This window comes from Bradyrhizobium sp. WD16, assembly GCF_024181725.1.
Taxonomy (GTDB): domain Bacteria; phylum Pseudomonadota; class Alphaproteobacteria; order Rhizobiales; family Xanthobacteraceae; genus Bradyrhizobium_A.
Window position 1 is genome coordinate 1,752,123 of the sequence record NZ_CP028908.1, and the last position, 14,976, is coordinate 1,767,098.

Sequence of the window (14,976 nt, forward strand, 5' to 3'; positions counted from 1 at the left end):
TCGCGCCAACGGCCTGCGTCCGACCGCGTTTGGATTAGCTGCGAGGGGGATTGCGGCATGTCCGAAAGGTGCCAAACCCGGAAATCACCGCTCTACCAGGCGTACCTCACCACGCCCTTGCCGGCGTAGCTCTCGGTCACGCTGGAGAACTCGCCCTCGAAGGTAGCGGCGATCGACCAGCCGCTCAGCCATTTCTTTTCGGCGGCGGCTGTGACCAGCGCGGCGTCGCTTGCCTGCCTTGCGCCGTTGACGACGAAGGCAGCCCCCGGCAGCGCCTGGAAGGTAGCGCCGATGCCGCGATCGGAATTGTAGTCATGCGCCCAGGCGACGCGGCTGCGCAGCGTGAGGATGCCGTCCTGCATAACGAACGATTTGTCGCCGCGCAGGCCGAGTTCGCTGCGGCTGCTGGTCACGCTCTTGGCGCCGTAAGCGAGCGCGAAGGTGCTGGCGCCTGCAACGACCGATTCCGCGTAGGCCGGCAGATCGAACGTGGTGAACTGGCCTGCGGCGTAAGGCGTGATGCCGACCCCTCCCGCGACGGGCGCGACAAAGCGGTAGCCGCCTTCGACACGGCCAGACCAGGCATTGGCGTTGAAGCGGGCCCGCAACTGATCGATGCCGGCGATAGTCACCGTGCGATCCGTGGTGACATCCTGCCAGCCGTAAGCAAACGCTCCGGAGATGTAGGCTGCGCCGACGTTGTGCCGGACGAACGCGCCGGCCTGGAACAGATCGGAGCGCCCGGTCCCGTTGTTGGCCACGCTGAAATTGGTGCCGCCGCCGGCAAGCGCGAAGCCGGCGATCGTGAACGGCGAGAAGCGGTAATCGGCGCCGACGGCCGTGCCGTAGATCCGCGATGTCGTCGTGTCGGAACCGACGGCCGTATTGCCATCGGTGGTCTGCACCCCGCCGAAGCCGGCGGCCCAGACGCTCCAGCGCTGGTCCGGTATCGCGGCGGGAGCCGCCTTGGTGTAGATCGCCGCCAGCGCATCATTCGGATTGCGCCGGCGCGCATATCCCAGGGCTTGCTCATCGGCGTAGCCATTGGCGTTGCCGCCCGCGCTGGCGCCGTCGCCGCGGCCGGCGATGAACGGATCGGTCATGATTCCCATGAACTGCGTCATGGCGCCGAACGTGGTCTGCTGCGATCCGGTCGCCGTCTGCCCGGCAGACTGCGACAGGCCGTTAGCCGTAAGGTTGGCGTAGACCGCAGGAATGCCGCCGGTAGCGTTGAAGAAATTGGTCAGCGCGTTGCCGACGTTCTGCTGATTGACGTTCAAGCCGCCGGGAATCGAGAAATTCAGAGCGAGGTTGAGATACGCATTATTGGCATCGTAACTCAGGGTCGGAGTCATGTTCGTCGGCGTGTTCGTGCCGGTCACCGCGCCGAACGTGCCGTTGATTCCGCCGGTGGCCGTGAGGATGGTGTACTGCTTCTGCACATAGGCTCCGGATGCGAAAGTCGCGCCGACATTGGCGCCACCCAGCGTCGCCGTACCGGTGACAGTCGCAAACGACGCCGTGGCCGGATTGACCTGGAGCAGATATTGCGCGCCGGCCTGGAAGGCGAGATTGCCGGTGATGGCCATCGACGAGGTCGGCGTGCCGTTGCCCGGCGCGAACGTCCCGCTGATGGTGCTGTTGGCTCCGGTCACGGCGCCGGCGCCGCTCAGGGAGCCGAACGTCCGGTTGAAGCCGTTCAAATCCAGCGTCGCTCCGGCACCCACGGTAAAGGCGGTGCTGGCCCCAAACGCGCCGGCGGATCCGGCGCGCAACGTTCCGCCATTGACGTTGGTCGCGCCCGTATAGGTATTGGTCCCGGAGAGCAGCAAGGTGCCCGCGCCGTTCTTGTTGAGCGTACCGGCTGACGCGCCGTCGGCAACCACGCCTTGCAGCGTCGTCATGGTCGCGTCGGCAACGTCGATGGTCGACGCGCCGGCGAGCTTGAAGCCGCGGCCGTTGGCGAGCGTCGTCGTCGCCGTAACCGCCAGCGTGCCGCCGTTCGAAATGACGACGTCATTGGCGACGTTGCCGAGATTGACGGTGCTGGAAATCGAGACCGTACCGGCGCTGATGTTGACGTTGCCGATAAAGGTATTGGTTCCGGATAGCGTCAGCGTGCCCGAACCGGTCTTGTTGATGGCGGAGTTAATTCCCCCGGCCGTGAGGCCGGTGCCACCGATGGTGTTGGCGTAGGTTACGTTGCCGCCGGACACGCCGATATTCGCCAAGACGCCGCTGAGGAAAATGCCGGCCCCCTGCGCCGCGCCCGCCGAGGTGCCGAACCCATTGATGGCACTTGGGCCCTGTCCGGTACCGGAGCTACCGGCGGCGCCGCCGGTGACGGCGGCGCCCGAGATCGGCGAATCCAGAATGGTCAGGGTGCCGCCGGTAGCGACGTAGATGGCGCCCCCGTTCGCGGCGCCGCCGTTGCCGCCAGTGCCGCCGTCGGAGCCGGGTCCAGGTCCGCCAGCACCACTGGCATTGGTAGCGCCGTCGCCGCCCGTTCCGCCGGAACCACCGTTGGCGTTGCCGGAACCGCCACTGTTATTCGGGGTGTAGGTCGAGCTGTTGGTGGTTCCCGAACCACCGCCACCGCCACCGCCGTCGCCCAAGGTTCCGCCCGCCGTGCCTGTCGTGCCTTGGCCGCCGGCGTGCCCGCCGGTCCCGCCTGCGCCGCCGCCGCCGCTGGCGCCGCCATTATTGGCCGCACCGCCGGCGCCGCCATCGCCGCCTTTGACCGGATCGGCGGCAACGTTCTGGGCGCTGCCGCCATTGCCGCCGGCGCCTCCCGTGGCGGTGTTGCCGGTGAACGTCACCGCCGTCAGGGTGACGTTAGCGCCGCTTCCGACCAGCAGGCCGCCGCCCGCGCCGAGGCCGCCGCCACCGCCACCGCCCGAGCCGTATGCAAGCCCGCCGCTAAAATAGCCGTTCTGGCCGTTCTGGCCATTACCGCCGATCGCCGCGGTGTTTGTGATGGCAAGATTTGAAATGCTCACCGTCGGCGCGTTGGCGCCGTTGACCTGGATTCCCTGAAAGGATGACGCACCGTTGATGGTCTGGCCGTTGCCGGTAATGTTGACGATGACGTTGGCGTTGCTGGCCTGAATTTGCGCGAGCGAACTCGAAAGCGTAAATCCGCTGACGAAATTGATGCTGACGGTCGAGTTCGCGCCGGCGGCAGCGACGGCTGCGACAGCGGTATTCCAGTCCGTCTGGTTGGCTACGTCGATCGCCATCGCCGGCGTGGCGAACAAACCTGCCGCCGCAATAATGAACAGAGCGCCCCATCGCGGCATACGCTTTTCAGCGGCGACAGGCACAAGTGCCGTCGTTCGAAGCAGGAAACCGGTGTCCGCCTCGAAATCGAATCCGGCAATCGACATGACGGAGCACCCCAGCAATGTGTGATTGTGGCTCGAAAAAGATGTACGCGACGCTCGCAATCCATGCAGACAACTTGAGGGTAATGACTCGCTTGGCATTCTACTCGATGGCGAGTGAAAAGAGGGGTTCCACGGGCGCTTTGCAAGCCCGGCCCCGGCACTTTGCAAGCCGATGTTGCCGATCAGCAACAATCGGCCGGCAACGAGCGGACCGTCGCTGGATCAGGCGCAACTTCCGTTCTGGGTCACGTGCGGACGGCGCCCTGGCAAGAACCTTCTGACGTCTTGCAGCATTGGCCGGGTGCTGCTTCGGCGCCAGCCCGATCCAGGCCGCAAGACTGCGCCCCGATGAGAAGGTATTCCAGTCGCCGATCTCGGCAACCAATGCGGCGGCGGCGGCCGGGCCTGGGATCTCCGCCGGCCGCCGGTGAAGGTCGGGATTAAGGAGGTCGACGAACTGCTCGACGCGATCCAGCGCTACACGGGCCTTAGTGACGTCGGCGCGAGTCTGCTGACCACGTTCCCGGTGTTGTTGATGGGCATCTGCCTGCTGGGGACGGCATGGCTGCGCGGATGGATGGGAAAGCGGGCTGGCATCGCCTCCGGTGCCCTGCTCATTCTTCTCGCCTGTCTGGTCCGCTGGGTATGGGCGCAGGCGGTCGCGCTGGTGTTGACCGCCATTATCGGCGGCGACGGCATCGCCATCGTCCAGGCGTTGATGCCGGGCGTCATCAGCCGCCGGGCTGGAGCACGCAGCGGCCGCCTGATGGGCTTCTACTCCACCGCGATCATGGGAGGAGCGTTGATATCCAGCACGGCCTGCGCCTGGATCGGGCAGGTCTGGGGCTGGCCGACCGCGCTGGGCATCTGGGCACTGCCAGCTCTCCTCGGGCTGGGCATCTGGCTTCAGGTGGCGCAGGGGCCGCAAGAGTTTGGGAGATTAGTGCAACGCCGCTCGGTGCACCGTGCGCCACGCGCATGGTTGTTGATGCCGTTCTTCGGCCTCGGCACGGGTGCCTAAACACATCGGCCGGGAACTGATTGCCAAGGGTTAGTTTCATCAAATTCCAAATGATCATCTGCGCAAGGCCAACCGCCGCGCGTTGCTCGCCGAATTCGATATGCAGGGCTTGCTGGAGCCGGGTGATGCGGAGGTCCAGGTCGATGACCTAGTGTCCCGTCTCCGAATTACCGCTCCATTTGCCTCACCCTCGCACGGTCATTCGGAGACATCGGGACACTAGCAAAATCAAAAAGCTAGTGTGGCTCATGTCTCGCAATTGCCTGCGAGAGACTGGCCGCAAAGTCGGTAGGCAATTGCGAGACGCCACACTAGTGTCCTGTCTCCGAATTACCGCTCCATTTGCCTCACCCACGCACGGTAATTCGGAGACATCGGGACACTAGCAAAATCAAAAAGCTAATGTGGCTTATGTCTCGCAATTGCCTACGAGAGACTGGCCGCAAAGGCGGTAGGCAATTGCGAGACGCCACACTAGTGGAGCGAATTTGAACGTTCAGATCCCCGTTTCACGGCAGACGACAACGCGCCAGCCATCCGGGTCTGAGTACGTGAAGCTGCGCCCAAGCCGATATGGATTCTCCGGCTCAACCGGTGCATGGCCCATCCGATACATACGGTCGTTCAGCCAATTATAGGCTGCGGTTTCCGTCACATAGAGGACGATGAGGCTATCGAGACTGGGGGCAGGGCAAGCACTGCCTGCTTCACGCTGGGTAAATTTCAAGATGCACGGCCTTTCCGGGAAGCCCAAGCATAACGCCGTCATAGTCGGCATGCGCCTGGAAGCGGGCGAGTTCCGGCAAGCCCAGTCCATCCCGGTAGAAAGCAATCACATCACTGAGCTTGTCCGTTGGCCGAGCGCGATACGCACCTGGACGGCCACCGCGTTTTCGCCAAGCGCGTATTGGGTTTCTCGCGGTTGGTTATGATCGTTCATGTTGCTTCTCCTTCTTTGAAATTTACGTGCCGGGCTGGGTCAGGCGCCAGAGGCTTGGCCACTGCATGACAAGGACGCCCGTGACGACGACAGCGGCTCCAATGAGACGAGGTAGGGTTAGCGGCTTGGCCTCAAATCCCACCAGGCCAAAATAGTCGGCGGCCAGCGAAGCCAGGATCTGCCCAGCGATGACGACGGTCATGAAACTGGCGGCACCCAGTTTCGGCGCCAGCAGAAGTGCCGCTGTTATGTAGATCACCCCCACGATGCCGCCGATCCATATCCATCTGGGTTGGTCTGCCAGACTGGCGATCGACGGGCCTGAGACCCGAAGCGCCAACATGACCGGCACAACGCAAATGGCGCTCACCGCCAGCGACAACATCGTCGCCCAGAGAGGATGCCCCAAGGCCCGGCCGAGGGCCGCATTGGCGCCAGCCTGCAGGGGCACAAGCGCCCCGGCGATCAGCGCAGCAATGAAGGTGACAGATTGCATCGGAAGACCTTTCGCAAAGGGCAGGGTCTCCCTCCTATCCATTTGCCCTTCTTATTTGAAATTCATATTTTCCCACATATTATGCACAGCATGAATAATCTTCGCGGAATCGACCTCAACCTGCTTGTTGTTCTCGATACGCTGTTGGTTGAACGGCATGTGTCACGCACGGCGCTGCGCCTGAATATGAGCCAACCAGCCGTCAGCCATGCGCTCGCACGATTGCGTTCTTTGCTCGATGATCCGTTGTTTACCCGGCAAGGCGGCGGTCTGGCGCCGACCATACGGGCCATGGAACTATCGAAGCCACTGGCTGAAGCGCTGGCCCAAATCCGCACCGTGCTTGGGCCGGATAGCTTTGAGGCCGGTCGCACAAAACACACCTTCAGGCTGGCAATGTCCGACTATGGCGCGGAGATCGTCTTGCCAAACCTATTGCGCGCACTGCGGCGCTCCGCCCCGAGTATCGATCTTGCTGTCACCCAACTGAGCCGCGAGGGAATGATCGCCGGAATTATGGATGGAGACATCGATCTTGGACTGGGTGTGTTTCCGCTATTGCCCGAGCAGATCCTTCCCGAATTTTTGCTCAACGATGACTATGCCTGCCTGATCGACCGGGCCACACTTCCCCTCTCCGCGCACTCGATCGACCTGGACACTTATCTCGCCCGCCCCCATGCGCTCGTGGCTGTTCATGGCGAGGCGTCAACGGAAATCGATGAAGCTATCCATGCGGCCGGATATGCCCGACGTGTTGCACTTATCATCCCGCATTGGAGCGTGGCGCCAAAGACGATCGCGGGAACGGATCTGATTTTGACCGTGGCCCGGAATAGTCTGCAATCCTCCCTGGAGGACAAACGGCTGGCCGTTCTTCCGCCACCGATCCCGCTTCCGGCCATTCCCTTCAGGCAGATTTCACACAAAAGACGCCGGAGCGATCCGGCACTTCGCTGGCTGCGGGAGATGATCGTTGCGTCTACGGCGCATTGCGCCGAACTGGCATATCCGCCGGTTGCATCGCCGCAACCGCCATCGTCAGGCAATATCAAATGAGTCCTGAGCCTGGCACTACTTTGGCAGATTTTTGGCTGAGAGTAGCCTGTGGCAGTGCGGGCATTGATTCCGTGTGGCCATCGCGCAGAATATCGCGCCATGGCGTATAATCGGCGGCAGCTGGCGGAGAGGGAGGGATTCGAACCCCCGATAGGCTTGCACCTATGCCGCATTTCGAGTGCGGTGCATTCGACCACTCTGCCACCTCTCCGCGGGGCCGGACGGCGCGAGGCGGTCCGAGGTCGGGGCGTGTTCTAGGCGAGGAATCTTCCAGAGACAAGGCCGGACGGGACACTCGCCGCAGCCATGACCGGCCGCGGATTCGGAGACCCTGTTTTCGAGACACCCGCGGCGCGGGCGCCTCAGGATGAGGACAGCCTTCGAGCGATTGCGAAATCCGGTCCGCAGGGGCAGTGGCAACCGGTCGAGATAGACGACGACAACGGTGGGGCGCGGCTGCCGGGGCTGCCCGCGGGCCCAAGACGGCAAAAAGATTCGCCAGAACAGCCACTTGGGGGCATTCTCGACGCTATTTCGACTTGACTCCTCGCCCTCGGCGGCTATAACTCCTCCGACCGGCGCGGGGGATCTCGCGCCGTTTGTTTTGGCGCGTGTCGTCTGGCAAGCCGTCTTGGCGGGACCAGCGCAGGCGCCGAATTAAACCCAACGACTGGAAAAAGCCCGCCCGGATCGCATGATCCGAGGCGTGGACCATAGAACACGAAGGACAAAAACGATGTTCGCAGTCATCAAAACCGGCGGCAAGCAATACCGCGTCGCCCCGGATGATGTGCTTGAAATTGGCAAGATCGAGGGCGAAGTCGGCTCGATCGTGCAGCTCGGCGAAGTCCTGCTGCTCGGCGGCGACACGCCGGTGGTGGGCGCCCCGCTGGTCGCCGGCGCCTCGGTGGCCGCCGAAGTGGTGGACCACAAGCGCGGCCCGAAGGTCATCGCCTTCAAGAAGCGCCGCCGCAAGAATTCCCGCCGCAAGCGCGGCTATCGCGACGAGATCACCGTGATCCGCATCACCGAGATCCTCGCCGAGGGCAAGGCGCCGAGCAAGGCAGCCAAGCCGAGGGTGAAAAAGGCCAAGGCTCCCAAGGCCGAGGCCGCGCCGGAAGCGGCGGCCTGAGCCAGGCAACCTGAGACAAACAAAACGTGAAATGATTCCGTCAAGGAATCGGGTTAAAGACACAGCGAGTTTGGAGACGAGCAATGGCTCATAAAAAGGCAGGCGGTTCGTCGCGCAACGGGCGCGATTCCGCTGGCAAGCGCCTCGGCATCAAGGCCTTCGGTGGCGAACACGTCATCCCGGGCAACATCATCGCGCGTCAGCGCGGCACCACCTGGCATCCCGGCCTCAACGTCGGCATGGGCACGGACCATACGATCTTCGCCAAGGCGGAAGGTCGCGTGGAATTCCGCGCCAAAGCCAACGGCCGCACCTTCATCTCTGTCATTCCGATGACCGAGGCGGCCGAATAGACGGTGGACCAAAGCTTCGTCCGCCGGCCCTGTTGAACCGGCGGAGCAGGCGACAGCTCCAAAGGGGAGGCGGGTGACCGGCCTCCCCTTTTCGTTTTCGCGTTTGATTTGTTGCCCTCGCGAATTTCAGGAGCGTCCCATGCTGCAGGAACTGCCCTCTTCCACCTTGCGTGAAGCGTGTAGCGTCGTCCTCGAGACGGCGCGGCTGGTGCTGCGCCAGCCGACCCTCGCGGACGTTAAAGCCATCGCGCGCCTCGTGAACGATCGCCGCGTGGCCGACAATCTCGGCCGGGTGCCGCATCCCTATACGCCCGACGACGCCATTTCCTTCGTCACCGCGGTGGCGCGCGCCGACCGCGACACCGCCTTCCTGATCGAACAGGCCGGCGAGCCGATCGGCATGGTCGGCCTCGAATGGCGCACGCCGGAGCTGCCCGAGCTCGGCTACTGGTTCGGGGTCGAGCACTGGGGCCGCGGCTACGCCACCGAAGCGGCGCGGGCGGTGATCGACTACGCCTTCGACGAGTTCGACTGCGAGCGCCTCCTCTCCTCCGCGCGGGTCACCAACCCGGCCTCGCGCCGGGTGCTGGAGAAGTGCGGCTTCCAGTGGACCGGGGTCGAGCTGCATCGCTTTACCGCCCTGGGCTCCTCGGCGCCGGTCGATGCCTTCCGCTTCGACCGCTCGGTGTGGGCCTCCCTCAAGCACTGGCAGCCGGCCCGGAGGCGGTGACCTCCGTCATCGCCGGGCTTGTCCTGCACAAAGCCGGGCATGACGATGGAGAGAGTGGCGGCGCAGCCGCAAGGGGCACATGCTGCTGGCGCGCGAAACCACTAACGCCGTCATGGCCGGGCTCGTCGCCCGGAAGTCGGATGTTTCCGACTTACGGCATTAGAGAAAACGCGATCCGGCGAGAGCCGGATCGCTACGCATCCACGTCTTCCTTTCGCTGAAACGCCATTAAAGTCGTGGATGCCCGGCACAAGGCCGGGCATGACGAGGAGAGAATGAACAGCCCGGGCTCCCTCGGCCCGATTCACCCCGTCTTTCTCGATTTGCCTTCCCAATCCGCCGGCATCATTGCCGCGCCCGCCCTGCTCAGCTACGGAAGAGACCATGAAATTCCTCGATGAAGCCAAGGTCTATATCCGCTCCGGCGACGGCGGCAACGGCTGCGTCGCGTTCCGCCGCGAGAAGTTCATCGAGTTCGGCGGCCCGAGCGGCGGCAATGGCGGCAAGGGCGGCGATGTCGTCATCGAGGCGGTGGACGGCCTCAACACCCTGATCGACTACCGCTACCAGCAGCATTTCAAGGCCCAGCGCGGCACCCATGGCATGGGCAAGGACCGCCATGGCGCCAACGGCAAGGACATCCAGCTCAAGGTGCCGGTCGGCACCCAGGTGTTCGACGAGGACCGCGAGACCCTGCTCGCCGATCTCACCGAAGTCGGCCAGCGCATCACCCTCGCCAAGGGCGGCAATGGCGGCTTCGGCAACGCCCATTTCAAGTCCTCCACCAACCGCGCGCCGCGCCACGCCAATCCCGGCCAGCCCGGCGAGGAGCGCTGGCTGTGGCTGCGGCTCAAGCTGATCGCCGACGCCGGCCTCGTCGGCCTGCCCAATGCCGGCAAGTCGACCTTTCTCGCCGCGGTCAGCGCCGCCAAGCCGAAGATCGGCGACTATCCCTTCACCACGCTGCATCCGCAGCTCGGCGTCGTCAGCATCGATGGCCGGGAATTCGTGCTCGCCGACATTCCCGGGCTGATCGAGGGCGCCCATGAGGGCGCCGGCCTGGGCGACCGTTTCCTCGGTCACATCGAGCGCTGCCGCGTGCTGCTGCATCTCGTCGATGCGACCTGCGAGCACGCCGGCAAGGCCTACAAGACCGTGCGCAACGAGCTCGAGGCCTATGCCGAGAGCCTCGCCGGCAAGCGCGAGATCGTGGCGCTGAACAAGATCGACGCGGTCGAGCCCGAGGTGCTCAAGGAACAGGTCAAGCGCCTCAAGCGCGCCTGCAAGGCGACGCCGATGCAGGTCTCCGGCGCCACCGGCGAGGGCGTGCCCGAGGTGCTGCGGGCACTCGCCGCGATCATCGACGAGGCGCCGGTGTCGACCAAGGCGCAGGGCGCGGCCGGTGCCGCGCCGTGGTCGCCGTGATGCTTTGGCGCCGGCGAATTGCCGAACCCGGCGCGCTGTGACAGGCCCTCGCCACTCCGAATCGACCACCGTTCCGACCCGATCATGTCCGCACCCGAGCTGAAATCGTTCCGCCGCATCGTCGTCAAGGTCGGCTCCTCGCTGCTGATCGATGCGGCGCGCGGCGCGGTGCGCGAAAGCTGGCTGGCGGCGCTCGCCGACGACATCGCCGCGCTCCACCGCGACGGCCGCGACCTGATGATCGTCTCCTCCGGTTCGATTGCGCTCGGCCGCAGCCGCCTCAAGCTGCCGCGCGGCGCCTTGAAGCTCGAGGAAAGCCAGGCCGCCGCCGCGGTCGGCCAGATCGCGCTGGCGCGGACCTGGTCGGAAGCGCTCGGCGCCCGCGGCATCGGCGCCGGCCAGATCCTGGTGACGCTGCAGGACACCGAGGAGCGGCGGCGCTATCTCAACGCCCGCTCGACCATCGAGAAGCTCTTGGAGTGGCGCGCGGTGCCGGTGATCAACGAGAACGACACGGTGGCCACCGCCGAGATCCGCTACGGCGACAACGACCGCCTCGCCGCCCGCGTCGCCACCATGGCGAGCGCCGACCTGCTCGTCCTGCTCTCGGACATCGACGGGCTCTATGACGCCCCGCCCGGCGCCAATCCCGACGCCAGGCTGATTCCCGTGGTCGACAGCGTCACCGCCGAGATCGAGGCCATGGCCGGCGGCGCCGAATCCGAACTGTCGCGCGGCGGCATGTTCACCAAGATCGAGGCGGCGAAGATCGCCACCACCGCCGGCACCCACATGCTGATCGCCTCGGGCAAGATCGAGCACCCGCTGCGGGCGATCGCCGAGGGCGGCCGCTGCACCTGGTTCCTGACCCCGGCCAATCCGGTCACCGCGCGCAAGCGCTGGATCGCCGGCTCGCTGGAGCCCAAGGGCACCCTGACCATCGACGCCGGCGCCGCCGCCGCGCTGCGCGCCGGCAAGAGCCTGCTGCCGGCCGGGGTGATCCGGGTCGACGGCCAGTTCGCCCGCGGCGACGCGGTGATCGTGCGCGATCCGGACAATCACGAGATCGGCCGCGGCCTCGTCGCCTATGACGCCGCCGACGCCGAGCAGATCAAGGGCCGCTCGTCGGCCGACGTCACCCTCATTCTCGGCGGCTCCGGCCGCTCGGCGATGATCCACCGGGACGACCTCGTGATCCGATCCTGACATCTATTTTGGCATCGCGCTCCGCCCCGCCGCACCTCGCACTGGACGCTCCGCGGTGTTAAATAACCTCCGACATTCAACGCCGGACCGTTTCCGATGACCGCCCTCAAAGCCGTAGCTTCCCCTGACGTCGCCGCCGCGGACAAGGATCTGCCGGCGGTGATGCACGCCATCGGCGAGGCCGCCCGCGCCGCCGCGCGCACCCTCGCGCTGGCCCAGGCCGAGCAGAAGAACGCGGCCCTCGCCGCCATGGCCGATGCGATCCGCGCCGGCGTTCCGGCGATCCTCGCCGCCAATGCCGAGGACGTGGCGGAGGCCCGCGCCAACGGGGTCAGCGGCTCCTTCATCGACCGCCTCGTGCTCGACGAGGCCCGCGTCGAGGCGATCGCCCAAGGCATCGACGACGTCCGCGCCATTGCCGATCCGGTCGGCCAGGTCACCGAGCGCTGGCAGCGGCCGAACGGCATGGTGATCGAGCGGGTGCGGGTGCCGCTCGGGGTCATCGCCGTGATCTTCGAGAGCCGGCCCAATGTCACCGCCGATGCCGGCGTGCTGTGCCTCAAGTCCGGCAATGCCGTGATCCTGCGCGGCGGCTCCGACGGCTTCCGCTCGTCGACGGCGATCCATGCCTGCCTCGCCGCCGGATTGCGCGAAGCCGGCCTGCCCGAGGCGGCGATCAGCCTGGTGCCGACGCGCGACCGCGCCGCGGTCGGCCTGTTGCTGTCCGGGCTCGAGGGCAATGTCGACCTGATCGTGCCGCGCGGCGGCAAGAGCCTCGTCGAGCGCGTCGAAAAGGAAGCGCGGGTGCCGGTCTTCGCCCATCTCGAGGGCGTCAACCACATCTACGTCGATCACACCGCGCGGCTCGACATGGCCAAATCGGTGGTGCTCAACGCCAAGATGCGGCGCACCGGCGTCTGCGGCTCCGCCGAGACCCTGCTGGTCGAGCGTGCCGCCGCGCCGACCCATCTCGCGCCGCTGGTCATCGCGTTGCTCGACGCCGGTTGCGAAGTGCGCGGCGACGCCGAGATCGCCCGCGTCGACGGCCGGGTGAAGCCGGCGACCGAAGCCGACTGGTCGGCCGAATATCTCGACGCCATCATCGCGGTGAAGCTCGTCGACGGCGAGGATGCGGCGATCGCCCATATCGACCGCTACGGCTCGCACCACACCGACGCCATCGTCAGCGAGGATGCCGCCGCCGCCGCGAAATTCCTGCGCGAGGTCGATTCCGCGATCGTGCTGCACAACGCCTCGACCCAGTTTGCCGACGGCGGCGAATTCGGTTTCGGCGCCGAGATCGGCATCGCCACCGGCAAGTTTCACGCCCGCGGCCCGGTGGGCGTCGAGCAGCTCACCAGCTTCAAATACCGCATCCACGGCACCGGGCAGATCCGTCCGTGACGGGGGCACAGCAGGGGCGAGAGATCGACAGCCGCGTCGTGCTGCCGCCGCATGCGGCGGGCATGCGCATCGGCCTGCTCGGCGGCTCGTTCAACCCGCCGCATGCCGCGCACCGCGCCATCAGCCTGTTCAGCATGAAGCGGCTCAAGCTCGACCGGGTATGGTGGCTGGTGTCGCCGGGCAATCCGCTCAAGGACACCAGCGCCCTGAAGGAACTCGAGGCGCGGGCGGCGGCGGCGGAGGCCGTCGCCGACGATCCGCGCATCGACGTCACCTGTCTCGAAGCCGTCATCGGCACGCGCTACACTGCGGATACGATCAGCTATCTGCGGCGCCGCAGCGCGGATGTCCGCTTCGTCTGGATCATGGGCGCCGACAACCTCGCGCAGTTCCACCGCTGGCGAAACTGGCAGTTGATCGCCGGTCAGGTTCCGATTGCCGTGATCGACCGTGCCCCGCAAAGTATTCGCGCGCTCGCCTCTCCCGCGGCCCAGGCCATGGCCCCATATAGGATCAGCGAGCAGCATGCCGGGCAACTGGCCCTGAAGCGGCCGCCAGCCTGGACTTTTCTGACCGGTTTGAAACTGAAACTGTCCTCGACAGCCCTGCGGAACCGCGACGGGACGTGGAGGGAGACGACTGCTTCGAAGGATGATCCTTGCGGGGAAAATCCGTTGAAGGATACCGCCAGCGATGCCTGAATTGGACACCTGGGATTGGTTACGGCGGCATTCCGCCACAACGCGGGTGTGCAATTTGGCAATTGAAAGCGTTAACCGTGCGTGCGTAAACTCACCGCCGGGCGCCAGGGATTCGGCGCTCGCGATACAGTGAAAGGAATTGGTCCCTGACCACACCTGTATTGTCCCGGGCAAAGCCTCAACCTGCGCCCGTTGCGGCCTTGAAGGCGCGACCTGACGCCGACGAGACCCTCCGCCTGATCCTCTCCCGCCTCGACGACATGAAGGCTGAGGAGACGGTCACCATCGACCTCCGCAACAAGTCCTCCCTCACCGACTTCATGGTCGTGACCTCGGGCCGGGTAAACCGGCACGTCGCCGCGATCGCGGAAAACGTGATGAAGGGCCTCGGCGAGGCGGGAATCAAAAACCCGCATGTCGAGGGGCTGCAGAACGCCGACTGGGTCCTGATCGATGCCGGCGACGTCATCGTGCATGTCTTCAGGCCCGAGGTCCGCGAGTTCTACAATCTCGAGCGGATGTGGAACGCGGACGACAAGGTCGTGCGCAAGCGCTGACGCTCCCGCGCCGGCAACGCCCGGACTGACCTGCATCACGCCGCGATCGGCTGCGATCCGGCGACACGGATCTGAGCGCGCATGCGCATCGTCGTCATCGCCGTCGGCCGGATGAAACAAGGGCCGGAGCGCGACCTCGCGGAGCGCTATCGCGGCCGATTCGCCGAATTGTCGCGCCGCCTCGGCTTCCGCGCCCTCGACGTGATCGAACTTCCCGAAAGCAAGGCCCGCGATACCGCAACCCGCATGGCCGAGGAGGCGGCGGCGATCACCGCCGCGATGCCCGAACCCGCCGCGCTTGTCGTCCTCGACGAAGGCGGCAAGGCGCTGAGCAGCGGCAGTTTCGCCGAGCGTCTCGGCCGCTGGCGGGACGATCAGACCGCCAATCTTGTTTTCGTGATCGGCGGCGCGGACGGACTTTCGCCAGAATTGAAGCGCAAGGCAGCCCTCGCATTCGCCTTTGGCGCGGCAACCTGGCCCCACCAGATGGTGCGAATCATGCTGCTGGAACAGCTTTACCGGGCGGCCACGATTCTGGCAGGACACCCCTATCATCGTAGTTAGGC

Annotated in this window: 16 protein-coding genes and 1 tRNA gene; 11 read left to right on the forward strand and 6 right to left on the reverse strand. The window is 65.5% G+C overall.

Features of this window, described 5'->3' with window-relative positions:
* Nucleotides 1–92 precede the first annotated feature (92 nt).
* Together DB459_RS27350 and DB459_RS27535 are read right to left on the reverse strand one after the other, a co-directional pair.
* On the reverse strand, nucleotides 93–3,575 hold the full coding sequence (locus tag DB459_RS27350) for an autotransporter domain-containing protein (RefSeq protein WP_256519313.1): 3,483 nt from the start codon (nucleotides 3,573–3,575) through the stop codon (nucleotides 93–95).
* Nucleotides 3,487–3,861: a transposase gene (locus DB459_RS27535; protein ID WP_371926964.1), complete on the reverse strand. Its 375-nt coding sequence runs from the start codon at nucleotides 3,859–3,861 to the stop codon at nucleotides 3,487–3,489. The genes DB459_RS27350 and DB459_RS27535 overlap by 89 nt, the downstream gene beginning before the upstream one ends.
* Here DB459_RS27535 and DB459_RS08115 point away from each other — a divergent pair.
* On the forward strand, nucleotides 3,814–4,407 hold the full coding sequence (locus tag DB459_RS08115) for an MFS transporter (RefSeq protein WP_253713762.1): 594 nt from the start codon (nucleotides 3,814–3,816) through the stop codon (nucleotides 4,405–4,407). The two genes, DB459_RS27535 and DB459_RS08115, sit on opposite strands and share 48 nt — an antisense overlap.
* A gap of 496 nt (nucleotides 4,408–4,903) precedes the next feature.
* Here DB459_RS08115 and DB459_RS08120 read toward each other — a convergent pair whose 3' ends face one another.
* The 3 genes from DB459_RS08120 to DB459_RS08125 form a co-directional block, all read right to left on the reverse strand.
* On the reverse strand, nucleotides 4,904–5,134 hold the full coding sequence (locus DB459_RS08120) for a hypothetical protein (RefSeq protein WP_253712369.1): 231 nt from the start codon (nucleotides 5,132–5,134) through the stop codon (nucleotides 4,904–4,906).
* A complete protein-coding gene (locus DB459_RS27540) occupies nucleotides 5,115–5,243 on the reverse strand; it encodes a hypothetical protein (protein ID WP_371926891.1) in 129 nt (42 codons plus the stop codon). The genes DB459_RS08120 and DB459_RS27540 overlap by 20 nt, the downstream gene beginning before the upstream one ends.
* A 126-nt stretch (nucleotides 5,244–5,369) precedes the next feature.
* Nucleotides 5,370–5,843, reverse strand: coding sequence for a DMT family transporter (locus DB459_RS08125; RefSeq protein WP_253712370.1), 474 nt, complete (start codon nucleotides 5,841–5,843; stop codon nucleotides 5,370–5,372).
* Between DB459_RS08125 and DB459_RS08130 the strand changes: the two genes are divergently transcribed.
* Nucleotides 5,838–6,902, forward strand: a complete 1,065-nt coding sequence (locus DB459_RS08130; RefSeq protein WP_253712371.1) for a LysR substrate-binding domain-containing protein — start codon at nucleotides 5,838–5,840, stop codon at nucleotides 6,900–6,902. The genes DB459_RS08125 and DB459_RS08130 overlap by 6 nt on opposite strands.
* Before the next feature lie 121 nt (nucleotides 6,903–7,023).
* On the opposite strand, the gene DB459_RS08135 is transcribed toward DB459_RS08130, so the two are convergent.
* Nucleotides 7,024–7,113, reverse strand: a tRNA-Ser gene (locus tag DB459_RS08135).
* A gap of 525 nt (nucleotides 7,114–7,638) precedes the next feature.
* Here DB459_RS08135 and rplU point away from each other — a divergent pair.
* The 9 genes from rplU to rlmH all read left to right on the forward strand — a co-directional run bounded on the left by rplU (nucleotide 7,639) and on the right by rlmH (nucleotide 14,974).
* Nucleotides 7,639–8,034: a 50S ribosomal protein L21 gene (rplU, locus tag DB459_RS08140; RefSeq protein WP_253712372.1), complete on the forward strand. Its 396-nt coding sequence runs from the start codon at nucleotides 7,639–7,641 to the stop codon at nucleotides 8,032–8,034.
* An 83-nt stretch (nucleotides 8,035–8,117) separates the two neighbouring features.
* A complete protein-coding gene (gene rpmA, locus DB459_RS08145) occupies nucleotides 8,118–8,387 on the forward strand; it encodes a 50S ribosomal protein L27 (RefSeq protein ID WP_253712373.1) in 270 nt (89 codons plus the stop codon).
* A 139-nt stretch (nucleotides 8,388–8,526) separates the two neighbouring features.
* Nucleotides 8,527–9,117, forward strand: a complete 591-nt coding sequence (locus DB459_RS08150; protein ID WP_253712374.1) for a GNAT family N-acetyltransferase — start codon at nucleotides 8,527–8,529, stop codon at nucleotides 9,115–9,117.
* 384 nt (nucleotides 9,118–9,501) lie between these two features.
* On the forward strand, nucleotides 9,502–10,542 hold the full coding sequence (gene obgE, locus DB459_RS08155; protein WP_253712375.1) for a GTPase ObgE: 1,041 nt from the start codon (nucleotides 9,502–9,504) through the stop codon (nucleotides 10,540–10,542).
* A gap of 84 nt (nucleotides 10,543–10,626) precedes the next feature.
* Entirely contained in the window at nucleotides 10,627–11,748 is a 1,122-nt protein-coding gene (proB, locus tag DB459_RS08160) for a glutamate 5-kinase (protein WP_253712376.1), read from the forward strand.
* A gap of 96 nt (nucleotides 11,749–11,844) precedes the next feature.
* Nucleotides 11,845–13,152: a glutamate-5-semialdehyde dehydrogenase gene (locus DB459_RS08165; RefSeq protein WP_253712377.1), complete on the forward strand. Its 1,308-nt coding sequence runs from the start codon at nucleotides 11,845–11,847 to the stop codon at nucleotides 13,150–13,152.
* Nucleotides 13,149–13,853 carry a nicotinate-nucleotide adenylyltransferase gene (locus DB459_RS08170; protein ID WP_256519314.1) on the forward strand — a complete coding sequence of 235 codons (705 nt, stop codon included), beginning with the start codon at nucleotides 13,149–13,151 and terminating at the stop codon, nucleotides 13,851–13,853. The genes DB459_RS08165 and DB459_RS08170 overlap by 4 nt, the downstream gene beginning before the upstream one ends.
* Nucleotides 13,854–14,053: 200 nt before the next feature.
* The gene (gene rsfS, locus DB459_RS08175) at nucleotides 14,054–14,410 is read left to right on the forward strand and encodes a ribosome silencing factor (protein ID WP_253712378.1); all 357 of its coding nucleotides are present in this window, start codon (nucleotides 14,054–14,056) and stop codon (nucleotides 14,408–14,410) included.
* Nucleotides 14,411–14,491: 81 nt separating this feature from the next.
* Complete coding sequence (gene rlmH / locus DB459_RS08180; RefSeq protein WP_253712379.1) at nucleotides 14,492–14,974, forward strand: 23S rRNA (pseudouridine(1915)-N(3))-methyltransferase RlmH; 483 nt, start codon at nucleotides 14,492–14,494, stop codon at nucleotides 14,972–14,974.
* The last annotated feature ends 2 nt before the right edge of the window (nucleotides 14,975–14,976 follow it).